We start from the raw sequence: 24,849 nt of genomic DNA, 5'->3' as shown, positions 1-24,849 counted from the left end.
GTCTGCGGATGAAACGAGAGAAGATTTGGTACCATACCTATTCTTCTGGGCGGCTGCTATGGCTGAGCTACCTGGGGCTGCCGTTTTATGTTGGCCTGGTAGGGCTGGGGGTGACGCTGCTGTTGGCGGTATGGAATTACAATATGCAGCTGCTGCGTCCTGGCATTGTGCGCTGGCTGGGGTTAGTGGCCCTCTGGATGGTGGGACAGACATTGTTGGCCCATGACCCGGTCAAGGCTGGGTTTGGGTTGGTGCATTATTTGCCCTACTTTGGGCTGTTTGCAGTGCTGCTGGTCCTGGAGTTTTCTGTGGCGGACTGGCGGGGGCTGGCTTGGGGACTGCTACTCGCGTCAGTTCCTGTGAATGTGGTGGGCTTGGTGGAGTACATCCTCAAAGCACCGGGAGTGGAGGCCATTTTGGCTGACCAGACGCTGGTGAATTGGATGTATCAGGGAGAGCATTATCATCGGGCGGCCTCTATTTTTTCGAACCCTAATGTGTATGCCAATTATCTGGTGGTCTTGTTGGGGCTGGGGTTGGGATTAGTGGGGCAGTGGCCGCAGCGCTGGCGACAGCTCACGCTGGTAATCGCACTGGGGTTAGTGGGCATTGGCATTGTGTGTTCGGGATCGCGTAATGGGTGGTTGGTGGCCTTAAGTCAGCTGATGCTGATGCTGTGGCTGGGCAGACTGCGGGGCCGGCTACGCTGGCTGGGGAGGATAGGCGTGCTGGCGCTGGTGGGAAGTGGGATTTTGGGTGGCATCGGCACCTACGAGCTGACACTGGCAGATATAAACCAAAGCTTGCAACATGATTCTCGATTGAATACTTGGTGGGTGGCCTGGCAGTTGGTGCAAGCTAGGCCCTGGCTGGGTTGGGGGTTGGGTAGCTTTGCGCAGCTATATCCGACGCTGAACCCGCTGAAGGACTATTTGCAGATGTCCCACGCCCACAATATTGGGCTAATGCTGCTGGCAGAAGGAGGAGTGGTACTGACCCTGGCGCTGGCGTTACCGGTGGGATATGTGTGCTATCGGGGGGTGCGATCGCTGCTATTGCCTTTGTTCAAGGACGGAACCAGGGCAACACTGCTGGGCTATGGGCTAGCCCTGTGGGGGCTGCTGGGCTTTTCGCTGTTTGACCTACCGTTTTACGATGGACGGATTAATGCTCTGCACTGGATGGTGTTGGCGGGGGTGTATGGGCTGACGGGTAAAGACGAGGCATCAACATCTGGATAAGCTTATGCAACAGGCGCAGTGGCCGAGCGAGATAGGACAGTCCCCAGTGGGAGAAATGCGGGGAAAGCCATGTGCGATCGCGGGAATTGGGAGTCAGGGCATAGCCAACAACATGGGTCAGCAAGCGCAGGTCGGTCCAGCTGGGTCGGTGGGGGTGCTGACACAGTAGCAGAGCACGGAGGCAGGCTTGCTTGCTGCTGCTGATAGGGTTGGATTGCAAAAGGCTGAAGATGCCCTGGTGGGGGTCGCGCTCAGTGAAGAGTGTGGCAGCGACCTGATCAATATGGCGGTTAGCGATAGGGTCGCTATAGCTGGCGTGATCCTCCTGTAGCGGTAAGGGCAGGGTGAGGGGAATAAAACGGTGGGTCAGTTGTAGGGCGCAGTGCACCAGACGGAGGTTGTTACCGGCCAGGGTGAGCACCTGTTCTGGATCAAGCTTGGGCATCAGATCGGCCAGGTCACAAAGCTGCGACAGACGCAGACGGTCAAAGTAACTGTCTTTAACAATTTGGACGCAAAGGATAAGAAAATGGTCTTCTGGACTGAGGGTAGGTAGGGTAGTTCCCAGGTAGGGCAGGGGACGACAGCGCTGGTGTAGGGCAGCAAGATCGAGCCGGTAGGGAAAGCAGGGCGGGGCGATTTGCCAGTGTAGGTCGATGCTGAATTGGCCGTTGGGGGCGGTGAAGTCTCTGCCCCAGGGAGTTCTGTCCCGCAGGCAGTAGCCCTGGGCCAGGAGAAGAGACTGGGCGGCCTCGGCATCTGTCGCATCGACCAGCAGGTCGAGGTCACAGTAGGTGCGGCGGGAGAGGTCACCGTGGAGGGTGAGGGCCAGGGTGGGGCCTTTGCAGGGGAGGACGAGGATATTGGCCTGGTGAAAAGTGGAAAGGAGATGGGTGAGGGTTCTAGCAAGCTGCCAGTTGTAAACCGTGAGGGATTGGGCGGTTTGTTGTAGAGGGCATTGGAGGGAAGGAGGCAGGGTATGGTAGAGCCGAAGCAAGACGCCGTGGCGCTGTGATAGATGAAATAGGGCAGGCCATTGAGGTGACTCTAGTGCGGCACTAGTCACTGTTTGGTTGAGATAGGATAGCAGGTGGGTAATTTGTGGAGAGTGCACGGGTAAGGGTTGCGTAAAGGGGTGACACTAGCAAGGCTTTGGTAACCAAATAAGACTTAAGACAGACCAAGACCAGGACCCATAACACCATCAAAGGCTACAGGAGTGAACATAACGGCAGTGTTCTCCTTGCGGAGCTGTGGCAACAGTCAATGGTTGTTCACTAAACGGTTTAGCTTCAGTAGAAACCTGTAGCCAGTAGGCCAGCCCCAACAGTCTCTCTGTTGCCTCCATAGCCTCAGTTCCTGCCGAATCTGCTGCCCGAAGGATCTTCAACAGTTGCTCGCGATTCACATAAGCCTCTAATCCCGGCGCGGTTCTCACCAACTCTTCTATCCACACCGGCAACATCGCCTGCATCACCGTGGCATAGTCCTTTGGCGCTTCAAACACCATTTTCTTACGGGTGCGAATGGCCTCGGGCAGCTTGCCATACATCATTTCTCGCAACAGCCGTTTATCCACCAGCCAGGGAATCGGTGGAATCGCCATCAGAAACTCCACCAATCGCAGGTCAAAGAAGGGGTAGAGCGGCTTCACCGGTAGCCCAGTCATACCCGGATCGTGCATTTCAAAGAGATTGGACCAAACGGCGGTGTGACCCATGCCGTAGCGAGAGATTTTGTCTAACGCATCGGCCTGCTGGACGGCAAACCGTTGCTTGAGTCGCCAGCGAGCCGCAAAGTTGTGGTCTAACGCAGGGGGCACCGTTGCCCGGTTGCGGATAATGGAGCGCCGCCAGGCCCGCCGCCAGAATACCCTTGGTGTGCGGTGGGTCTTAAAGTAATCAAGCTGTACCTGCCACCAGCGCTGTCGCAGCCCCTGCTGCCACCATTCCCAATGGTAAAACTCACCAAAGCGCAGGGCCGAGTCGCCGCCAAACCCGGTCAGCACCGTGCGGGCATGGTCGCCGCAGCGCCGCATCAATGTTGTTATGGTTTGCCTGCCCATGACAGAGCCCGGTGGCAGCACAGGCGAGCGGGCGGGGTGCAAATCGGGCACCTGGCGATACCTGCCGGTCGCATCGAGTGTGTTTAGGGGAACGCCCATGGTGTGCGCCACCATGGCTGCATAGGCGTTTTCTTTTGGCATTATGATCCGGTCTTGCATTGTGAAAGCCTGCAAATGGCCCGCCTGTCCCCGTTGCTGTAGTATGTGCTGGGCCACAGCAGCAATACTATTGGAATCTATGCCACCGCTGAGATGAGTTGCCACCTGGGGACTGCGCAACCGGTCAGATACGGCCTGTTCAAACAGTTCAGAGAAGTGTTCGACATAGTCTTCTGGGCGCTTGTACAGCGTCAGCGGTTGCACCCTAGGCAGCTGCCAGTAGGGGCGCACCTTGAGCACGCCCGGTTCCCAGGTTAGGGTATGGGCCGGGGGTAACCGGCGCACATCGTCAAAAAGAGTGGTGGGATAGTCCAGATTCATGCCCCATAGCACCTGGTCTGCCATGGCCTGCTCATTGATGCGATCGCTAACGCCGGGATAGCGACGCACACAGTCTAGGGTGTTGCTACACACCAAAGTCTCTTTTACCTGGGCATAGAAAAAGGGCACCACACCAAAATGGTCGCGGGCGGCAAACAGACGCTGTTGCCCCTCATCCCAGATTAAAAAGGCAAAATCCCCCTGGAGATGCTCAACACAGGCCGTATCCCAGGCATGGTAAGCTCTCAGCACTAAAGATGCATCCGAACACTGCGATGAAATATCGGCATAATAGGACCTGAGCTTGGCAATGAGCTCATCGCGGCCATCCAAGCGTACGTCTGCTGAAATCCACACCCACTGATCGAGCGTCAGGGGTTGCTGCTCCTGTTCTGGGGCCGTTCTCAGCAGCGCGTGTCCCAGACCTGCCAGTGGTGTATGCCAACAGGTTTGAGCATCTGGCCCGCGAAAGGCCATACTGTCTGTTATTTGACGCAGCAATGCTTGACTGACCGGCTTACTGGGACGACTAAATAAACCAACTATTCCACTCATGCTGCTGTGCGACCCTTAGTTAATAACAGAAATCATCAATAGACCTTCTTCCACTGGACCGTTCACCGGTGTCTGCATGTCCTGGTTAAACTGTTCTACTAAGAATAGACACTGGCACCACAACCTACTGCATACGATTAAAAATGTCACATTAGAACATTTAACCAGACTATTAATTCAAAAAATCTGTTAGATTGAACTTTCTCTATTGACTGGTGCTAATGGTGTTGATTTTCTGCGTGAAAATACAGTGAGTGTACTGCCAATATTTTTCTCGGATTCTTGGTAAACCAATGGCTAAGGCTTAAGAGGACTACACTTACAAAAATCTTTCTGTTCTATGGGTAAACACTGTTGTTTTCTACGAGAAGGAAGGTTTGTTCAATGTCAGCTTACGGTACTGTGGAGACTTTACTGGTCTTCAACGAAGCAAACTTAAATCTTAGTTAGGATTGAGTCTTGCCCAAGCGTTTGTCCCTGTTTCCAAAAATTGTTCAAATTCTGACTTCATCGGCCAGCGTCGTGGCGGGGGCAACCCTGGCCACCCGGCTGGTTGGTTTGATGCGAGAGCAGGTAAACGCAGCTGTTTTTGGGATTGGGCCGCTCTATGGAGCCTTCCAGTATGCAGTTTTATTACCAAACCTGTTTCTAGTTGTCCTGGGGGGGATTAATGGCCCGTTGCACAGTGCCGTTTTGACTATTTTGGCGAACTATCCTCCGGAGAAGTCCAGGGCCATTGTTCGGGCGTTAACGGTGGTGATCGGTGGCGCAATGTTGGGGGTGACTGGCTTGCTAGTTTGGTTGGCTCCCCAGGGTATTGATCTGATCGCGCCGGGGCTGGCGGTGGGGGCGGGTGACGTCCGAGGCTTGGCAATTCGGCAGTTGCAAATTATGGCTGCGACGGTGTGGTTCGGCAGCATGATCGGCCTTAACATTGGTCTGTTGACCTGGCATCGTAACTATTGGCTGCCAACGCTGAGTCCGCTGCTGTCGAGTTTGGCTGCGATCGCAGGCGCATTTTGGTTTAACCATGGGGTCAAACAACAGTTCAATAGCGCTGACCTAGCGAGCGGTCAGGTGCTGGCCTGGGCCTACTTAGCAGGGGCGGTGCTGCAGTGGGGAGTGCTGTGGCTGGGCCTGCGGGGGTACCCACTTAGTCATTCGTTGAGTGTGGCTTGGCGACATCTGAGCACGTGGTCAGAAATCCGCGTGGCGCTGCGTTTGATTGCCTCTAGCTGCTTATTTATGAGTGTTACCCGAGCAAACTGGTACATTGACTTGGCCTTTGCCTCATGGCTACCTGAGCCGGGGGCGGCGGCCAGTGCGCTAACGCTGGCGTTTCTAGTAGTGCAGGCCCCGGCAGGGATTTTTTCCAATGTGATGCTCGTACCGCTGGTGCCAAACTTGGCGCAGGTGGCTAATGAGCCTGGGGAGCTATGGGAGCGATCGCAGCGAGCTTTAAGTCTTATGCTCCGATTCGTTTTACCCATGGGCGGGCTGATGGCACTGTTGGCCACCCCCATTGTGGCACTGACGTATCGGCGGGGGGCCTTTGACCCGGAAGCGACATTACTGGTGGGGCACGTACTACGCTGCTATGGGTTGGGGCTGGGGGCGTACCTGAGCCGAGAACTGCTGGTCCGCGTCCTACATGTGCTCCGCGCCCATCGAGCATTAGGCTGGCTAAGCGCCTGGAGTCTGGGGTTAAACATTTTATTTAACGGTTTTCTATATCAATCCCTAGGCGTTGCGGGGCTGGCGCTGGGGAGCAGTGTGGTCGATGGGGTGTTGAGCCTTGGCATGTGGCTTTGGCTGCGGGAGCGATTGGTGTTGAAACCCTGACAAGTTAACTTCCATGCCCCTGTGGGCTTGTACTTGAGAGCAAATATCCGTTTCTCTCTAACGATATTTTTCAGCTTGTATTTCAAACAACTGGAAATAAAGCCCTTGATTGTTCATCAGCTCAGCGTGGCTGCCACATTCAACGATTTTTCCCTGTTCCATTACATAAATACGGTCGGCCAGCCTCACAGTGGACATACGATGACTAATCAGAACAATCGCCTGGTGACGAGCTAAGCTTTTTAATTTTTGAAACACAGCATATTCTGCCTTGGGATCCATAGCGGCAGTGGGTTCATCTAAAACCATAATTTGTGAGTCTCGCAAAAAGGCTCGGGCTAAGGCAATTTTTTGCCATTGGCCTATGCTTAGTTCTTCGCCTTGATCAAAGAGTTTGCCTAAAATAGTTTCATAGCCCTTAGGAAGCGTTTGAATAATTGACTCAGCACCAGACTGACGGGCCGCAGCTTCGATCCGTGTAACGTCATGGTGGTGTTCAATATTGCCAAAGCTAATATTCTCGCGGGCTGTGAGATAGTACCTGGCATAGTCTTGAAAAATAACGCTGATTTGTCGTCGCAGCTCGGAAATTGCGTAGTGTTTAATATTTTTACTCTCTAAGTAGATATCTCCTGATGTGGGATCGTACAGCCGACAAAGTAGCTTAATCAGCGTCGTCTTCCCACATCCATTTTCACCGACTAGGGCAATGGTTTCACCGGGGGCAACCCTGAGGTTAATGTTGTGCAGAACCTGGCGTTGAGTGTTGGGATATTTAAAATTAACCTGCTCGAAAACAATGCCTTCCTGAAATGTGGTGGGTATTACTTGGGGCTGCTCAGGTTCCAGCACATGGGGTGTTAGTTCCAGAAATTCGAAGATATTTTTGAGGAATAGATTATTTTCATGGAGTTGCGCCAAACTATTAAAAAACTGTTTTAATGCGGTTTGCCCTCGCTGCATAGCTTGATAATAAAGAACTAAGTCACCAAAGGTAAATTCGTTGTTAAATGCTCGATAAATAATATAGCCATAGCTAACGAGTAACAATACTCCACCAAAGAGCTGGGTGCTAAAGTTGTAGACAGCTTGCTTGGTTGCGATCGCTAATTTTTCTCGATAAATTTTAGTTTGTACTGTGCGATACCGACGTCTTAAAAATGAGCCTAAATTGAACAGGCGAATTTCTTTAGCAAACTTTGCCTCCGTCAGTAAATGACTCATATAAAAAGATTGGCGCTGCAAAGCTGTACGGCGACGTTGCCAGCGGTAAAAGACACGGGTATATTTCAGCCGAACCCACAAAACAGGGAGGGAGGCAGCCACTAGAAGAGCGATAATCTGCCAAGAAATAGACAGCAAAAGTCCACTGAGGGCAGCTAGCAAAACAGCATTTTTGAAGACATTCGCCAGACTACTCAAAATTTGATTACAGCGAAACGATGCTTCATTTTGAGCCCGTTGGAGCACATCATAATACTGAGGATTTTCATAGTATGCCAAGTCTACGGCAATGGATTTTGCATGGAGAATATCTTGCAGGCTGTTGGTTACTTTTTCACCCTGTGCCGTGTTGACCAAGTCAGTGGTGCTTGTTAAGACAATATCAACAATGGCAATGCCCCCAAGTACTAATAACCATGGCATCAGGTGAGTATAGCTATGCCATGAATTGGGAAGGGCATGAGCTGTACTAAAGATAGCTCCAATATTGTCTACAATTACTTTGCTGACGTAGAAAAAGGTGGCAGGCAGCAGACCCTGAAGCACAAGCAATAGGGAGCTTACACATGTCCACTGCGGTGCGCTTTGCCAAATTATTTTTATGGCAATAATAAGGTATATTCCTTGCGGAAGAATGGTTGGAAGCCAACGCTGCATCTCAGTTCCTGACTTGGGTTAGACTGTGTGACCTGAATAGTGCTCAGCGTACTCATTTAATACTATAAAAAGTGTTTTTGACAGTCTGGAAAATTATTCAGGCAACATTCGTATAATTACTGATGGCAACTCACACAATCGTTGAGATCCTCTTGTTGTAAGACCATTAATTTAATAGAGATTTTTGGCTTGCCGTAATCAATCCCTAAGTTTATCTGAAGTCTATCTGCAAAATCTAAATCTAAGATTCTAGTTTGTCACAGGAAAAGAATGTGAATCAATTGCGCTCTTGAGTTTTCTCCAGACTATGGGTTCCAGATCCCGATTTCGTTCAACAATCCTAAAACTATGATGCAATTTTCGTTAGATCAAGGACTATCCGTGACCTCCCATGTGTTGGCTCAAGACTTAGCCGGAGAGTCTGTGTTGTTAAATATTCAAACTGAGGAATATTTTGGACTGGATGATGTGGGGACTCATATGTGGCAAACCTTGATTGAGAAGGAGTCCATTGAAATGGCCATCGCCACCTTGCAAACTGAATATGATGTGGAGCCAACACTGCTACAGCATGATGTGGAAACATTAATTGACGAATTATTAACCCATGGTTTAGTTGAACTGAGTGCTGCATAACCTCCTTGGCTATTCTATAATCATGCTGGCTCGATTGATTAGAATGAGAGCGGTAATGATTTTAATCCCCGTCCCAGAAAAGACTCTTCCCAGTCGAAAGACTCTGGCGCTGTGGATACGAAGGATAACTTAGGTAAACGTTGTACTAAAGTCCCCACGGTGATTTCCGCCACAAGTTTAGCCATATGTTTGCCGATACACAGATGAATGCCTTGGCCAAAGGACAGGAAAGGATTGGGGCTACGTTTAATGTTAAAAACATCAGGTTCAGAAAATTTAGCCGGATCTCGATTAGCGGCAGCGATAATACAGTTCACCACTTGCCCCTGTGGAATCATGTGATCGTCAAGTTCAACATCCACCAGTGCTTTGCGTGAGACACCCTGCACCGGACTGTCGTAACGCAAGACTTCATTAATTGCCGTCCCCATTAAGGATGGCTCACTCTGGAGTAGCTGCAGTTGATGCGGATGTTGAAGTAAGGTGAGCATGCTTATGCCTAATAAATTTGCAGTGGAAGAGTGCCCAACGGTAAACATGAATATACAGGTTGAGAGCAGTTCTGTTTCACTTAACTGATGGTCGGCTACGGCTTGCATCAGGGTGGCAATTAAGTTGTCCTGGCCTTGAGTAATGTTGCGACATTGATCAAACCAACTTTGAAAGTAGTCAGCTAAGCCAGCGATCGCTAACAGTCCCCGTTCTCTCGCCATGGGTGTCACATCCATATCTGCAATTACAGATAAATCTTCTGACCACTGCTTAAACTTGGGATGCCAAGCTTGGGGCGGAATGCCTAAGATTTTGCAGTTCAAACTGAGGGTGAGGGGATAGGCGAGATCTGCAATCAGGTCCATCTGGCCTTGAGCTTGGACCCGATCAATCAGGGTATGGACTGTTGTTTGCAGATGCGATCGCAAGGCCTGAACCCGGACAGGCCGATAGGGATGATGTAAAAGAGAACGAATTCTGCTGTGATCGGGTGGGTTTCTCAGCACTAGCCATAGGCCCATCAGGTTTTGGCTTTCCTGTCGCAGTTTGAAGAATCGATGCAGAGGCCGTTGGCTGCTGATTTGTTGTACCGATGACTGGTGGTGTTCTGTACGACCAAACTTAGAACTTTTGAGAACGTCTGCAACATCAGCGTAGCGCGTCAGTAACCAGTCGTTATGGTCAGACCGATAATAAATGGGATGATGGGTCTGCAGATAACGATAGGTAGGATAGGGGTTGGCCCGAAACTCTGGCAATCGAGGGTCAAAAGGTAGACAGTCCATTTCGGCTTTTTTTAGCAGCTAACGTTAAATGAAATACCTCAATTTGCCACGATGTCTATCAACGGGAAAGACTGACACCAACCTCTGGGCGATCGCAACGCAGTATCCACCAGGCCACGCAAAACGCCAAGCTGTCCAGGGGGTTCAGAATCACCATAGACCCGCTCAAAATTCTGTTGCCAAAGTAAGATCGTCCGTAGGGAGTAAACCCGTCGATTTTTTATAGATTGAATGGTCCAGCCTGCCGACTCCAAATTGCACACCAGTTCAGAAACAGTGCAAAGCACAATGGAGTTACCAAATGTTAAACGATCACCGCTATAACCATCTGCCGCACAGCTTTCTGACAAAATTAAGCGTGCTCCACAGGAACGTAGACGATGTAACAAGCTTAATTTGTCCTGAATATGGGAAATCATTTCAAGGCTAACTATCACATCATAATCGCCAGGAATTCTCCTAGAATCTTGATCTAAATTCTGTTGCCATACATGTAAACCTAGGCTTTGACAATAATTCATTTGGGCCGTACTACAGGTAATCCCAGTGACCGTGCATTCCCGTTCTGCAATTAATAGTTGGGCCGGACCACCCCAACCACAGCCAACATCTAAAACGTTTGAACCCGGGGGAATATGGGGATAATAATTTCTAACCGTTTGTTTTAAGCCTGTTTCTAATGTTTCAGTACCTCGAAAATAACCAAAATGATAATGTAAATCTTCACCAATAATCTGTTTCCAGGCCTGAACCGATTCAGTTGAATAAAAACGATCTAAGTCCAAGACTACTCCAGTGTCCATGGTCATCTAACAATTCCTGGGTTAATGGCATTGCAGCTCTAGACCGCACTCAGCCTCACATCTTCTACAATCGCATCACAGAGTTGAGACAGTGCCTGCAAATTATGACTGCGTTTCACCTTTCGCACAGGTACATCCCTGACCACAGAACTCATCGCTGCAAATTCCCTAGCTTGCTGATCGGCATCCGCGTTCATCAACTGGCCAGCCGATCGATGTCTCATCAGTAGCATCACAGCGGCAGCCGGGGAAATGGGGTCGATTGTTGGCACTGTCGCTGTCAGCTGATCTTGATTCACGGTATCTAAGACATAAATAGCCGACAACGGTAGGGGATGAGGATAAAAGTTCCATGCCGTTTGATTGAGCGCTGGAGAATCACTGGGAGTTAACTCAACAAAACGTTTCTCCGAAAAGCTAAAAACCCTTGTCAAATCAGCTTCTGATCCATATACAGCCTGGATCGTTTCAGGCCATAGCCGTAGACGAGGATAGCCCGGATGGACATGCCAGGACTGGGATGAATTGTCCAGTACCGCCACATCGTCAGCCAGCATTGGGTAGCCTTGACTGACCAAGGCTGCTGCTGTAGTTGATTTTCCGGCTCCGGTGTCACCTACGATGGCAATGGCCTGTTTCCCCATGGCAACCACACAGGCATGAAGACACAACCTACCTCGCAACCGCAACACACAAGCTAAAACGGGTCCCACTAAGAGGCCAGTAACTTCTTCTAGAACCGAGCGATCCCAGGTGGCTGAAATGTCAGTACCCAGAGCATCGATCTCAAAATTAAGCTGTCCATCGCCACGAAACCAAAGTTGGTAATAGGGTACATCGCCCTGGGTGACAACCGTCAATCCTGACGACACAAACTCAACATCAGGAGACGGTATCTGGGATTTCTCCCCACCCATTAAGTCAACCTTGACATCAATGGGTAAATCAGGGCTAGCGGAGATGAGATTAGGCAAACATCGATTTACCTGGAGGGTCAGGCCATAAATCCTGTATGTTTTATTCTGCTTAGAAGCTTGTTGAGGCACAGATATAGACCGTTCAAAACGTCAGCTATGAAGCATATTGGAAAATTCCACTGCCACCGTCTGAACCCACAAATGTTGTGCTAGTCAGCGTAAGCTCACTCACTTTACCTAATTTATCGAATTTAGGAGAATGGTATAGACGCTTGCCTGATTTTGGTGTCTTATTAGGAGTCGTTTGAGACATGATAATCATCCTGTAGTATGGTACTTGAGTGCCGTTATTCTTGACTGAAATGAAACTCAGCCTATGGATGCTATGAATGGCATAGCCAATAAGCAAGTTGTAAAACGCTTGATGCCTGATTATAGCCCAGGGAAGTGAGAGTTTCAGGCTTTTGCAACGTTTGTAATAGTTGTTCTGACTTAATATAAGGTGTTAACGCAGTGGTATGAATTAATTCTGTCATCCAGGGTTGGATGCCTCGCTGTTGCATCAACTTGTAATGGGGAGACTCACCTAAAGGGGTTTTAGGCCGCTGCCGCACAGAATCTGGCAATCGCCCCTGCATCGCTTCCCGTAACAAGAACTTACTTTGGAACCAGGGGACTGGTGGGACGGACAGTAAAAATAACACCAGGTGCAAGTCGAAAAAGGGAAAGCGCGATTTAACGGGGAAGCCGCTGAAGCCAGGGTCAGACCAGCCAAAAATGTTAGACCAAAGGGGTTCAGCGGCCATCCCATAGCGTTCTAGTTGTCGTGATATCGTCAATTGTTCTTGCAATCTTGCGGCTAGGTCCGTTCGTTTAGCAAAATCTGGGTTAAACCAGCCAGGTAACACCATCGTTTGGTCTCTTCCAAGCCATCGATTAAGGCGAGTTCGGAGGTGGAGCTTTGAGCGAAGTGTTCCCATACAGCCCAGGAGATTAGGAATAAAATACTGGTATTGTAGTAACTGAGATAGATTGATGGGCACTGGATAAAGGGCGGGATCCCCGCCAAATCCTTGCAGTAAGACGCGACCATAGGTGGCTACCCGGCGAATAATCTCCACCTCTGCCACCTGGGTGGGAATTAGGAGAGGTTCAGGATAACGATAGTCTGGTTTCTCTGGGGGAGCTTGCTCAATAAAATCTTCTGCAATAAGGTATTCCAGGGGCACTCCAGCCTGTTGAGCAACCTGTGCCGCATAGGTTCCCTCATCTTCTTCGATCAAATGGTCGTAAACAATTGCGTAGGCCCGGAGGTCAACCTTAAAGCCACAAGTTGTTTTCAACAAACCATGGGCCGTGGCCGCAATACTGGTGGAGTCCATGCCGCCACTTAAATGGGTACCTACTTGACCGGTACGCAGCCGATCGGCCACAGACCGGTCAAATAATTCTCGAAAGTGTTCGATATACTCCCGTGGGTCTTTATAGTGGAGCATTTCCACCTGTTCTGGCAACTGCCAGTACTGCTGGATACGCACCTTGCCTGCGGACCATATCAGGGTGTGAGCTGGGGGCAACCGTTGAATATCGGCAAAGGTGGTACTGCTGCGATCCATATTCATACTGAACAACAGTAGGTCTGCGATCGCCTGCTCGTTCAAATAATCGGACACGTGCGAATGCAGCCGTAGACAATTCAAATGGTTGCTGACAATGACACCGTTACCAACGGTGGCATAATAGAGCGGCACCACCCCAAACTGATCCCGTGCACAAAACAGACGCTGCCGGGGACCATCCCATAGGGCAAAGGCAAAATCTCCACTCAGTCTGTCTAAACAATTCTCTTGCCAAACCTGATAGGCCTGTAAAACCAGTTCAACATCGGCGGCCTCTGGTTTTACCATGCACCCAGCCTGGCGGAGTTGATCGATTACCCCCTGGCGGCGATCGAGGCGGATATCTCCAGTTAACCAAACCGTGCCATTTAAACTATGGGGTTGCCATTCTTGCTCAGATTCCCAAGTGGTGCGCAACAGGGCATGGCCAAGCCCCACATAACTTTCACTCCAGATATTCTGGGCATCTGGGCCGCGAAACACCATTAAATCTGTCATTTGCTGAAGCAAAGAACAGTCAAGGGGGTGACCCTCTCCATTGAGAATAGCAACAAAACCACTCATAGTATTAGAAAAAGTTCAAAAATGTGAGCGGATCACATGTGCTCTTAAAGCAAGGACTACAGTTTCTGGATTGCCCACGGTTACGATAATTATGATTTTCGGTTTTTACGCATACTCAACAAAACAAACGAATGATAAGTGAAACATACTTGTAAAAACACTCGTAAAAACACATAAATCACCGCAGTAAAGCAGGCGTAGGCCCCTACGCAAAATTATGTACACCATGGGAGTTATTGAATCATCTAAAGGAAAGATTAACCCGATCTATCTGAAGACTAAATGGGATTACTGCCCCATTATGGTGATCATAAAGACCTAACTGTTGAAGGTCTAACGCTATGGCGCTATCGTATTTATGGCTTAGCGTTAGTTGCTAATCAGCCCATTTCCAGGTTAACGAGGGCATCAGCTAGTTAACTTGCGCATAACACTCCTAAAACCGATGACGGCTGTATTTGCTGAATCCATTGACTTACTCTTACCCCAACTCTCCGCCGCATTATTGGAGCCAAACCAGGTGCCTGGGCTCAAAATCCTTGCCAGTCAGATGGCCCCGATTTTACGGGGTGGATTTGAGTGTCGTCTAGGGGACAACTCACCCCAGGTGGACATTCAACAATGTGTCATATCTGGCAATGATGAACCAGCGCTATTGAAAAAATATCTTGCCGAGCCATCCTTGGCAATTAATCCGCTATGGAACCACATTCAGACCTTCCTCCATCACTGGTCGGATCCCGACTCCAGTCTTCATGACAGCATTCCAGAGATTTGGCTTGAGTTTGACAGTGATGTCTCAAACCCTCGGCTGTTGCCCTCGCTCTTCTTTGCTTTACCCACCCATCTTTCAGATCCATCCCAATCATTTGTTCAGGCCAGCCAAGTATTGGATAGTCTTCTGGGATCCACTTGGGTACCCTGGCAGGATTCGTTAAAACGTTGCTTTACGGCTTGTCCAGAAGGTACTTTCGTCAGCCATATTGGCGTCATGTTGTCCCGTTCTGTCGAGGCATTGCGGGTGAATGTCAAGCGCCTACAGCCGGAGCTGTTGGTCCCGTACTTACAACGGATAAAATGGCTAGGCCAAACCGATGAAATCGAGTCACTTATGACAAAACTAGCGACCCAAGTGGATCGGATCACGGTGTGCCTGGATGTGGGGCAACAGGTATATCCCAAGTTAGGCTTTGAATGTATTTTCCTAAAGCAGCCCCAGGATGAACCCGGTTGGGCCAATTTTTTAGATACCCTCGTTGATCAGGGATACTGTACGCCTGCCAAGCGACAAGCTTTTTTGCAATGGCCAGGACAAACCACCCCCATGACTATCCCCACCCATTGGCCGGGGGAGTTGATTAAGGCCTCATTATTGCGCCCTCAGAACTGTTTTACCAGCCTGAGCCGCCGCGTCAGCCACATCAAGGTGGTCTATCATCCCCACTCTCCCTTGGAAGCAAAAGGATATTTATGGTTTGCCCACGAATGGCTCTCTCCACCCTCAGCAAGTAGGCCAAGCTCGATATCAGTGTCCATGGATTGAACGCTTTGCCTGTTCATTTTCAGTCTTACTGAAAATGAACCCAGCGCATCATCCAGTCATGTCTGTGCGCCTGTTGCAGTTCTTCCATCGTAAATTCAAAGCCATACATAGCTCCGATATCTACCAACGAGGCTAACCCCACCTGTAGATCCGTCGATTCAAGCTGATGTTGAACTGTCTCATTGCTACGAACATGCTGAATAAATTGTAAGGCCGTTTGAATCGACATCTTGTTTACTTAATTTACTTACAAAGAAGAAATGTCAATGGGGCGATCAAACATGGCAAATCTTTCCCGCACATCCTGGCGATCGCCCAGGATCAAGTCTTGCCACTCTACCCAGGCATGGGCTTCAAATTTTTGGGCATCTTGTCGCACCCCAATGCGCAACTGGCCATCAATCCCCTGAGCTCGTAGTAAGCTCCATAATACTAATGATTTTTTTAAACAGTTAGCCCAAGGCTGACAGTATTTTACCGCCAACTGCACCATCCGAGTTGTGGTAATAAGCCGGTGTGAATGATTAGGTGGCGGCGAAGCTGGGATAGGGAACAGTTTTACTAATATTGCTTGGGTGAACTTTAGCCCCCAGAATTTTAAGGATAGGGCCACTGATGGCAAGAGCAGAAAAGTCTGTAGTAACAGCCATCGGCTCTCGACATCTAAACTCCATAGCGTACGGAACTTACGAACTAACCTAGTTAAGATAATAATAACTTTCGATTTTTACACATACTCAACAAAACAGGTGAATAATACTCGACCCTCACCGGTAAAACACTTGTAAAAATACATAAATTTCATTCAATATTAACTTGTTGCCCAAGGGTTTTTAACAGTCCAAAGATTGATTTAGACAACATTCGTATAACTACTGATGGCAGCTTACACAATCGTTGAGATCCTCTTTTTGTAAGACCATTAAGTTAGTACTGAGATCTTGCACCTGGCAAGGAAGCATTAACCCGCCTTAGACTCAAAGTCGCAAGGCTAACTGGCTCAAAACCGCTCAAGCGGTTAAAGAATCCCTAAAAGCTCTCTATTTAGAGCTGCCCAGCCAATCTTGTCCCTTGAGTGGACAGCCCTCAATTAGCGTTGGGTTTTTAACCCAGCGTGGGTTCGAGCTTCACAACCGACCTTAGGGCAAGATCTGAGTAGTAGAGATTTTTAGTCTATTGTAATCGTCTCCTAATTTATCTGAAAAATCTAAATCCAGGATTCTGGTTTTTTAAAGGGGAAAGGATGTGGATCGATTTAGAGACAAAAACCACTGAACAATTGAAGATACGTCTACACCATCCAAACAATCATTTTCATCATTATTGTGGATTTGGGTTGCACATCGTATCGGAGTTCGAATGCCCCGAACTATTGCCCATTGCTGCCACTCACTCACCCCCCGATATTGTCATCAGAGTTGGCCCTGTCCCTAGACTCTTAGAGGGTCACCAGCTTGATGATGGATTTAGTCAGGTTAAACCAGACGCGTATCTATTGCGTCTTGACAATATCGCTAATTATTACGTCACCAATGGCTGTGAGATTGTGGTTCAGCCCCATGCAGGTTGTTCTGATAATCTTATCCGGTTGTATTTGTTTTCCCAATGCATTGGTGCATTACTCCATCAACGCCATCAGCTGATTCTCCATGCAAGCGCGATCGCAACTGACCAAGGTGCCTTAATTTTTATGGGACCATCTGGTTCTGGAAAATCAACCCTGGCAGCAGGCTTGATCGATGCTGGGTATAAACTGCTGGCAGAAGATCTATGTGCTCTTGAGTTTTCTCCAGGCCGTGGGTTCCAGGTATTGCCAGGCATGGCCCAGCTTAGATTATGGCATGACACCATCCAGCAGCTGGGACACAATAAAAAACTGATGCAAAGGGTATGGCAAAAGGAAGATAAGTACTCGCGTTTATTACAGGATGAGTTGGCGTCAGTGCCCACCGCCCTGAGAATGATCTATTTGCTTAACCCAGGCGATGTTGAGAACGTGGACATCACACCACTATCAATGCCAGAGATGACAGCTGCCATTGTTAAGAATGTCTTTCGAGGGGAGTACACCCAAGCGTTGGGCGTACAAAAACGACTCTTTAGGCAGACGGCTGAACTGATTCGTGCTGGCCAGATATGCCAGCTAACACGACCTAGGAATGGTTTTTCACTGATAAATCAGATCACACTATTGCAGAAAGTACATTCTCTTTAAAGGGTTTCTGAGTCTGCGGACAATCAATTTAAATTTTACCGTTAGACCTGGTTTAGACTAAGTTTTCTTTGTGAATTTGGGAAATATGAATTAGTAGCATCTCGAAAGGGATGCTAAACACCCTTTTGCAACATTAAAATCATTAACGAGGATTGAGCAGGATGAAAAACGAAGCATCTACCCATAAAAAACAATGGACAGCTCCCGAGCTAAAGAAAATTAGCGTTAAGGATACCAACAGCGGTCCTTTCATCCCTAATGTAGAAGCTGGTGCTTGTAGACCTTCATGATATCTACTGAGTCAAAACAGTATCGATAGATTCTGAGAGAGATGGGTTGAAGATGAGGGCTTTATTTGCATAATCGAGATGCACTTCACACATGCCCCTGGGAGACGTAAATGCTTGAGCTGACAACTAAAATTGTGCAAAAAGAAGACCTCATCGCAGCTAACTTAGGCAACGAAGTGATGATGATGAGTCTGGAGACAGATAATTACTTCGCGCTCGACTCTGTGGGGAGCGAGATCTGGCATTTAATACAGCACCCTGTAACAATTGCTGAAATTTGTGCTGCCTTGCAGGAACGTTATGCGGTATCAGCGGATACTTGTCTCGCTGATACACAAGCTTTTCTACAGCGGATGATCGATGAAAAAGTAGCCCATGTTGTTGAATCATAGTGCACAGCAATATAGATAGGGCTCTACCAGGATGGCGCTATAGAGTAGGGCGCTACATTAACCTGCCGATGGCAACACAGTTCATGTTGTTGGAAGCAACTGCACTGCTGGCGTTGTCTCGCTGTGCGGTACTTGTTTTACCGTTGCGTCTTCTCGGATCTTGTCTTGGCCATCTGAATTGTGAAACGCCTAAAGTTTGCACGGGGTCTCACCAGCTGATTGCCCAACAGATTGCCACAGCTATCACTATGGTAAGCCCTTACACGCCTTGGCGCAGTAACTGTTTGGCACAAGCTATCTCAGGAAAGCTCATGCTGCGGATGCGTGGGATTTCCAGTACGCTCTATCTAGGACTCAGCAACGAAGGTGCCCAGCTGGCGGCGCACGCTTGGCTACGTGTTGGGGAGCAAACGATTACGGGCGGGGCGATCGCTGCTCAGTATCAGGTTGTTGCATTTTACGGAAAGTAGACACGGTAAGTAGACTATGCGCGGCATTTTTGGGATTTTCCACAAAAACGGCCAACCTGTCACCCCTGAAACATTGGGGGCCATGCGAGCCATCATAAAGCTGTGGGGGCCAACGGGCACTCGCGCCCACTGCACTGAGGAGATCGGAGAGGAGATCGGATTCGGTTATTCTCTTTGTGACCTAGACTCTACATCAAATCCTGAGCGTTTGCCGATTACCCATCCACAGGCTTTAGGACTGTTTATCATAGCCGATGCACGGATCGATAATCGGGAAGAATTATACGAGATATTGAAGATTCCCGTGAGTGAACGTCGCACACTCACTGATAGCCACTTAATTCTATTAGGGTACGCGAAGTGGCAGAAAGCCTGCGTTGGGCAGTTAGTTGGGGCGTTTGCTTTTGTTATCTGGGATCAGCAACGCAAAAAATTGTTTTGCGGTCGGGATCATATGGGGCTGAAGCCATTTTTTTATTATGACGCTCCCAGCTGCTTTGTCTTTGCCTCAGATATCGAAGCTATGCTGGCCTGTTCCTCCGTGCCTCAAAAGTTGAACGAGCCGCTGCTAGCTGCGCATCTCCAAGAAGATACATATTTTGCTGAGAAGCATCAGACATTTCAGGCCAATATTTTCAAGCTCCCCCCTGCCCATCACCTGTTGGTGACAAAAGAGACGAGCCGGCTGTGTCGTTATTGGTCTTTAGGCAATATTCGCGACGTTCGCTTGCCATCCAATGAGGCCTATGCCGAGCAGTTACGAGACTTGTTGTTCCAGGCTGTTGAATGCCGTATTCAAACGAATCTGCCCATTGGTGCGCACCTAAGCGGTGGGCTAGATTCGTCCACTATTGTCGCCATTGCATCGCAGCTGCTACAGCACCAAGACAAGACGCTGAAGGCCTATTCCTGGTCACCCCAGCCAATTCGAACAAACAAACCAGCGGGAAATGAACATGATCTTATCGAAGCACTCTGCCGTCAGTATGCCATTGCTTGTAACTATATCGACCTCAGTGTAGAGGATGTTGTGCGCACGTATCGGCGTGATTTTACCCGTGTGCCCTACGAAATGATGCTGCGAGAAGAACTTGTCTTGCAGCAGGCTAGCCAGGATCACGTGCACGTGATGCTTTCAGGATGGGGCGGTGATGAAACGGTGACAGGACATGGTTGGGGGTGTCTCTCTTCACAGTTCTTGCAAGGCCGGTGGCAACAGCTGCACCATGAATTGTGTGCCTTCACAAAGACAAGCGATAATATCTCACAAGTACGACAAACGGCGCGATATGCCCGTCTGTTTTACGAAAAAGTGTTGATCCCTCTGATCCCAGAGCCCATTGCAGTGCTGCTTGCGGGGCGACACAGCCGCTATCCAGAGAGCTGGATCAATCCTCAGTTTGCCGATGCCCATGGGCAGGCGGTGCGAAGATTACGGGGCGTGGCTTTGCGTGAGCGTCCTGGTGTGCAACAAATGCAGTGGCGCTGGCTAGACAACGGTCACATTACTAAGCGCCTTGAATCCTGGGCCATCAATGGGGCCAGGCAAGGTGTCTCTTATCGTTATCCACTGCTAGATCGGCGGATCTTAGAGTTTTGTTTGGGGGTGCCGCCGGAGCAGTTTGTGCAAAATGGCTGGACGCGTTCTTTAATGCGCCGCGCCGTGGGGGGTATACTTCCCCAAGAGATCCGGTGGAATCGTTCTAAAGTAGAGCAAGCGGCCTTTGATGTGATTGGCCAGGTGATGGTCGCGGCCTTGCCAGAATTGCTCGAACAGCTCCAGGCAGACCCACGTTTCCATGCTGTCGCTCAATATCTCGATTTGAAACGTCTTACGGAAGCTGTAGATCAGGCAACAGGGTTTGAGCGGGGTACGGAAGCGTTAGCCATCACGTTGGCCTGTGCAAATGTTTGTACGAAGGTGGTCGCATGATGGGCACAAACCAGGACACGGTAACTGACTGCCATCAAATGGCCACGTTGTATCTGAATCACCCGCCCGAGCCAAGACTAAGTGTGTTGGCCATTGGCTGGTACGAAAAAGCGTTAACGCTTGAGCCAGAGAACGTTGAGAGCTATTTGGGTCTGGCGAAAGCGTATCATCATCTTGGCCAATCTGAACAAGCTTTGCAATGCTGTGATCAGGCGATCGCACTTGAACCGGATTCTCTAGCCGCCCGCTATTTTGCCTGCATGCTACAGATCCCGATTATTTATCGAACACAAAAAGAGGTATTGTCCAGCCGACATCGATATCATAGTCAGCTGCTTGAGCTGCACCAACGTTTGCAGAAGGCTCCAACACAGGCTGTTGCCGAACTGGCGACGGTTGTCGGTACCGTGAGTCCGTTTTACTTGATCTATCAAGGGTATGACGATACTGAGTTGCAGAGACTCTATGGAGATGTGGTCTGTCATATTATGGCAGCACGCTATCCACAATGGTATTATCAACGCCCATTACCATTTCCCAAGACACCTGTTCATAACACAACAGAGCCACTACGGATCGGCATTGTTTTCGGTCATTTTCACAACCATTCTGTATGGAAAGTGATTTTAAAGGGGTGGTTGCAGCATCTAAATCATGAACGGTTTCAACTATTTGGCTATTCGTTAGGGACAAAAAAAGATCACGCAACAGACCTGGCGAGATCGCTACTGCATTCCTACACAGATGGGACACGATCCATCGAAGCCTGGGGCCAGATTATCAGCACCGATCATCCCCACGTCTTGCTTTATCCAGAAGTCAGTATGGATAAGATCAGCATTCAGCTATCAGCGCTGCGCCTCGCTCCCATTCAATGCACTACTTGGGGCACCTATGTCACCAGCGGTCTACCAACAATGGACTATTACTTGAGTGGCGACTTGCTAGAACCCAGGAATGCACAACACCATCACACAGAAAAATTGATTCGATTGCCCAATCTGTCCATTCACTACACGCCGTCCCAGGTTACCGGAGCGGATCTACAGCGACAAGCATATGGACTGCGATCATCATCTGTTGTTTATCTATGTTTGCAATCCCTGTTTAAATACCTGCCGCAATATGATCGCCTCTACCCTCAGATTGCAAAGGCCGTTGGCGATTGCCAATTTGTTTTCCTCAAGCATAAGTCCTCGGAGGCATTGACACGTATTTTTGAAAATCGCTTGCGACCAGCTTTTTCTGACGCTGAGCTAGATATGGATCAGTTTGTGGTGATGCAACCGACATTGTCAGATGCTAATTACCATCGTCTCAATGCGCTTGGAGACATTTTTCTAGACAGCATTGACGTCGCTGGGACAACCACAACGCTGGAAGCAATCACCCATGATTTACCGGTTGTAACGATGCCAGGAGAGTTTGTCCGTGGGCGCGTCAGCAGCGCAATTTTACAACAAATGGGCGTGATCTCAACGGTGGCAACCAGCGTTGAGCACTATGGGGAAATTGCCATCTGTCTCGGGCGCAACAAGCACTGGCGTCAGGTCGTAACAGAACAAATGGCGCAGAATAAGCATCGCCTCTATGATGACCTGTCTTGTGTTGAGGCATTGGAAAAAAGCTTTTTCACATTTCTAGAACAAACGCCCGTGTTTCAACATGTACTTTAAATATATGGCTCCATGATCCATACCTTTTTACGTGGTCAGCGTGTTCTTATTACAGGCGTGAGTGGCTTTTTAGGCCTGGCACTGTGCGATCAGCTAACCATTGCTGGTGCCCATGTAACGGGCATTGACATTGATCCACCTGCGGCGAGCAACTCAGCGTATGGGCGTTGGCTAAAACTGCCGCATCAATTTGTCCAACTTGATCTACTCACTCCACAGCTTGGTGAGTTTTTAGTCGATCAACGGTTTGATACAATTTTTCATCTAGCGGGCATGGCCAACGCCTCAGGTTCTATCATATGGCCCACTCAAGACTTTTCACAAAACTTAGTTGCCACCGTCCATTTACTCGATGCGCTGCGCAACTGTGAATTCAGAGGTCGTTTTATCTTTGCGTCTTCAGCGGCTGTATATGGTGAGCCCCCCACCCATCGAATTACGGAGGAGACACCTGTTAGACCTATTTCCCCCTATGGTGTCAGTAAATTAGCCGCAGAAGAGTACATCCGCGTCTATTCAGACCTTTATGGGTTTGAAGCTGCGATCGCACGTCTTTTTTCTATTTATGGACCAAGACAGAAAAAACAAGTGGTGTTTGACATTCTGCATAGGACGTTGCTTTCCGATGAACCCATTTCGTTATTTGGCAGTGGTCGGGAAGTGCGAGATTTCATTCACGTTGAGGATGCCACACGCGCACTCGCAACGTTGACTAGCCAGACAAGAATTGGCGCACCCATATTTAATGTATGCTCTGGTAACGGTACGGCAATTCGTGATCTAGCCTATCTAATTGTCACGATGGCCCATCAAAGCATCGAGCGTGTTACCTTTAAAGGCAATAAAAGAGGAGGCGATCCATCTCACTGGGTAGGCTGTAACAAGGCCCTGCTTCGTACGGGATACACGGCAGAATATTCATTATTTACTGGGTTGCAAGCAACACTAAATTGGTTTAATCAATGGCGACATCAGACAAGTAAGGGGACCACCAAAAGTGTGGTAAAGCTTGCAAACGCCTTGAAGTGACCTCCTAGGGTGGTGCGTTTAGCGTTAGCTTGGAGTAGTCAGCATTCAATACGCAAGCATGACTACTCAACCACTGTCTTGGACCGAGCTAGAAGCGCTAGACACAATTCAACGTGATCGCATCAATGGCCCAACAAATCCTCAAGCAACGCTGAGATTATTCGGTCAAAAAGAGCCGCTGCTAACGCTGTTCAGGGACAACCACGCATGGTGCCCTTACTGCCAGAAGGTGTGGCTATGGCTAGAGGAAAAGCAAATTCCTTATGCCATTAAAAAAGTAACCATGTTCTGTTATGGCACCAAAGAAACATGGTATAAAGCCCTTGTCCCATCTGGGATGCTGCCTGCTATCCAGTTTGATGAAAACTTTTCTGCTAAACTATGCCAGGCTGAAGCCTGGTATAAACAGAAGGTGCCTTCAGGTACGCTGCCTGGGGTAGAGTTAGATGGAAAGCGACTTACAGAAAGCGATGATATTCTAATCGCTCTGGAGCAGGCATTTGGACCACTGACCGTAAGCATGTTGGCTCCCCAGGCAATTCCCCTGCGACGGTTAGAGCGCCTGCTGTTCCGTGCCTGGTGTAGCTGGCTGTGCCAACCCGTTCGCTCTGCCCGTCAGGAGCAGTTTAACCGCGAGCAATTTGTGGCTGTGGTAGCTAAGGTGGAAGAAGCGCTAGCGGCTACTCCTGGCCCGTACTTTTTAGAAAAATTCAGTGTTGTCGACCTGGTATTTACCCCCTACGTGGAGCGCATGAATGCCAGCCTGTTTTACTACAAAGGCTACTCCATGCGCGAAGAGAATCCTGGTTTGGCTGCCTGGTTTGACGCTATGGAAACTCGCCCCACCTATCGCGGTACCCAGAGTGATTTTCATACCCATGTCCATGACCTCCCACCCCAAATGGGAGGCTGCTGGGAAAATGGCGAACCCGAGGCCAGGGCTAATCAACAACGGGTAGACCAGGGACCTTGGTTGGGTCTACCGGATGTGGGCTACCCTGAACCCGAAAACTCTCGTGTGGAAGCACTGCATCGGGTATTAAAACATCGTGGCAATATTATTCGCGTCAACCCCACAGACGATCAGATGTTTGATGAAGCCCTGCGCTGTGCTCTCACCAACTTGATGACGGGGGAAGCGTGTGAACCACCCCAGGGGAGCGATAATGGTCTGCGCTATCTGCGAGACCGGGTCAATGTCCCCCGCGACATGTCGATTTATGCAGGAAAGCGGTTGCGGATGGCCCTAGAAAAGACAGCGGCGCTAGTCGGTGATGCTCAAGGACCAGCTATTCCAATACGTAATCGGTATGATCAAAATCCGGCAGAATTCTCTTCAGAAACCCCTGATGGTGCAGCAGAAAAATCTCTGCCGTTTGGATTGAACTGGCTGAGGGGATAATAAGGGGACTGCACAAAAT

At 49.2% G+C, this 24,849-nt stretch carries 20 protein-coding genes; 11 read left to right on the top strand and 9 right to left on the bottom strand.

From position 1 onward, the window contains the following. Positions 1–8 precede the first annotated feature (8 nt). Positions 9–1,241 (top strand): O-antigen ligase family protein, encoded by a 1,233-nt coding sequence (locus SPB21_RS04910; protein ID WP_499865774.1) that lies wholly within the window; start codon positions 9–11, stop codon positions 1,239–1,241. Here the strand turns inward: SPB21_RS04910 and SPB21_RS04905 are convergent. Next, on the bottom strand, positions 1,165–2,355 hold the full coding sequence (locus SPB21_RS04905) for a nucleotidyltransferase domain-containing protein (RefSeq protein WP_499865772.1): 1,191 nt from the start codon (positions 2,353–2,355) through the stop codon (positions 1,165–1,167). The two genes, SPB21_RS04910 and SPB21_RS04905, sit on opposite strands and share 77 nt — an antisense overlap. Positions 2,356–2,445: 90 nt before the next feature. Further along, a complete protein-coding gene (locus SPB21_RS04900; RefSeq protein WP_499865771.1) occupies positions 2,446–4,341 on the bottom strand; it encodes an asparagine synthetase B family protein in 1,896 nt (631 codons plus the stop codon). A gap of 459 nt (positions 4,342–4,800) precedes the next feature. Between SPB21_RS04900 and murJ the strand changes: the two genes are divergently transcribed. Beyond that, positions 4,801–6,183: a murein biosynthesis integral membrane protein MurJ gene (murJ, locus tag SPB21_RS04895; protein WP_499865769.1), complete on the top strand. Its 1,383-nt coding sequence runs from the start codon at positions 4,801–4,803 to the stop codon at positions 6,181–6,183. Positions 6,184–6,240: 57 nt separating this feature from the next. Here the strand turns inward: murJ and SPB21_RS04890 are convergent, their stop codons facing one another. Continuing rightward, positions 6,241–8,064 (bottom strand): ABC transporter ATP-binding protein, encoded by a 1,824-nt coding sequence (locus SPB21_RS04890; RefSeq protein ID WP_499865767.1) that lies wholly within the window; start codon positions 8,062–8,064, stop codon positions 6,241–6,243. A 348-nt stretch (positions 8,065–8,412) separates the two neighbouring features. Between SPB21_RS04890 and SPB21_RS04885 the strand changes: the two genes are divergently transcribed. After that, positions 8,413–8,700 carry a PqqD family protein gene (locus SPB21_RS04885; RefSeq protein WP_023074026.1) on the top strand — a complete coding sequence of 96 codons (288 nt, stop codon included), beginning with the start codon at positions 8,413–8,415 and terminating at the stop codon, positions 8,698–8,700. Between the two features lie 38 nt (positions 8,701–8,738). Here SPB21_RS04885 and SPB21_RS04880 read toward each other — a convergent pair whose 3' ends face one another. The 4 genes from SPB21_RS04880 to SPB21_RS04865 all read right to left on the bottom strand — a co-directional run bounded on the left by SPB21_RS04880 (position 8,739) and on the right by SPB21_RS04865 (position 13,880). Next, entirely contained in the window at positions 8,739–9,977 is a 1,239-nt protein-coding gene (locus SPB21_RS04880; protein ID WP_499865765.1) for a cytochrome P450, read from the bottom strand. 38 nt (positions 9,978–10,015) lie between these two features. After that, positions 10,016–10,786, bottom strand: coding sequence for an SAM-dependent methyltransferase (locus tag SPB21_RS04875; protein WP_499865764.1), 771 nt, complete (start codon positions 10,784–10,786; stop codon positions 10,016–10,018). Between the two features lie 32 nt (positions 10,787–10,818). Continuing rightward, entirely contained in the window at positions 10,819–11,826 is a 1,008-nt protein-coding gene (locus tag SPB21_RS04870) for a P-loop NTPase family protein (protein ID WP_499865763.1), read from the bottom strand. Positions 11,827–12,080: 254 nt separating this feature from the next. Then, positions 12,081–13,880, bottom strand: a complete 1,800-nt coding sequence (locus SPB21_RS04865; protein ID WP_499865762.1) for an asparagine synthetase B family protein — start codon at positions 13,878–13,880, stop codon at positions 12,081–12,083. Positions 13,881–14,325: 445 nt separating this feature from the next. Between SPB21_RS04865 and SPB21_RS04860 the strand changes: the two genes are divergently transcribed. Next, complete coding sequence (locus tag SPB21_RS04860) at positions 14,326–15,423, top strand: hypothetical protein (RefSeq protein ID WP_499865760.1); 1,098 nt, start codon at positions 14,326–14,328, stop codon at positions 15,421–15,423. A 25-nt stretch (positions 15,424–15,448) separates the two neighbouring features. Here SPB21_RS04860 and SPB21_RS04855 read toward each other — a convergent pair whose 3' ends face one another. Both SPB21_RS04855 and SPB21_RS04850 read right to left on the bottom strand, forming a co-directional pair. Further along, complete coding sequence (locus SPB21_RS04855) at positions 15,449–15,652, bottom strand: Nif11-like leader peptide family natural product precursor (RefSeq protein ID WP_499865759.1); 204 nt, start codon at positions 15,650–15,652, stop codon at positions 15,449–15,451. A gap of 18 nt (positions 15,653–15,670) precedes the next feature. Then, a complete protein-coding gene (locus SPB21_RS04850; protein ID WP_348918274.1) occupies positions 15,671–16,036 on the bottom strand; it encodes a lasso peptide biosynthesis B2 protein in 366 nt (121 codons plus the stop codon). Between the two features lie 630 nt (positions 16,037–16,666). On the opposite strand from SPB21_RS04850, the gene SPB21_RS04845 reads away from it, so the two are divergent. The 7 genes from SPB21_RS04845 (at position 16,667) to SPB21_RS04815 (ending at position 24,830) form a co-directional block, all read left to right on the top strand. Next, positions 16,667–17,638 carry a hypothetical protein gene (locus tag SPB21_RS04845; RefSeq protein WP_499865758.1) on the top strand — a complete coding sequence of 324 codons (972 nt, stop codon included), beginning with the start codon at positions 16,667–16,669 and terminating at the stop codon, positions 17,636–17,638. A gap of 400 nt (positions 17,639–18,038) precedes the next feature. Beyond that, positions 18,039–18,320, top strand: a complete 282-nt coding sequence (locus SPB21_RS04840) for a PqqD family peptide modification chaperone (protein WP_023074035.1) — start codon at positions 18,039–18,041, stop codon at positions 18,318–18,320. 68 nt (positions 18,321–18,388) lie between these two features. Next, on the top strand, positions 18,389–18,790 hold the full coding sequence (locus SPB21_RS04835; protein WP_499865757.1) for a lasso peptide biosynthesis B2 protein: 402 nt from the start codon (positions 18,389–18,391) through the stop codon (positions 18,788–18,790). A gap of 16 nt (positions 18,791–18,806) precedes the next feature. Continuing rightward, positions 18,807–20,723: an asparagine synthase-related protein gene (locus tag SPB21_RS04830; RefSeq protein WP_499865756.1), complete on the top strand. Its 1,917-nt coding sequence runs from the start codon at positions 18,807–18,809 to the stop codon at positions 20,721–20,723. Beyond that, complete coding sequence (locus SPB21_RS04825) at positions 20,720–22,399, top strand: O-linked N-acetylglucosamine transferase, SPINDLY family protein (protein WP_499865754.1); 1,680 nt, start codon at positions 20,720–20,722, stop codon at positions 22,397–22,399. Before SPB21_RS04830 ends, SPB21_RS04825 begins: the two co-directional genes overlap by 4 nt. 12 nt (positions 22,400–22,411) lie before the next feature. Continuing rightward, positions 22,412–23,428 carry an NAD-dependent epimerase/dehydratase family protein gene (locus tag SPB21_RS04820; protein ID WP_499865753.1) on the top strand — a complete coding sequence of 339 codons (1,017 nt, stop codon included), beginning with the start codon at positions 22,412–22,414 and terminating at the stop codon, positions 23,426–23,428. Between the two features lie 58 nt (positions 23,429–23,486). Further along, positions 23,487–24,830, top strand: coding sequence for a glutathione S-transferase family protein (locus SPB21_RS04815; RefSeq protein ID WP_499057695.1), 1,344 nt, complete (start codon positions 23,487–23,489; stop codon positions 24,828–24,830). Positions 24,831–24,849 lie beyond the last annotated feature (19 nt).

Origin of the sequence: Leptothoe sp. ISB3NOV94-8A (assembly GCF_043421595.1) — a bacterium.
Lineage (GTDB): Bacteria > Cyanobacteriota > Cyanobacteriia > Phormidesmidales > Phormidesmidaceae > Leptothoe > Leptothoe turfae.
Note: the sequence above shows the minus strand (reverse complement) of the source record. Positions and strands in the feature narration are given on the sequence as shown.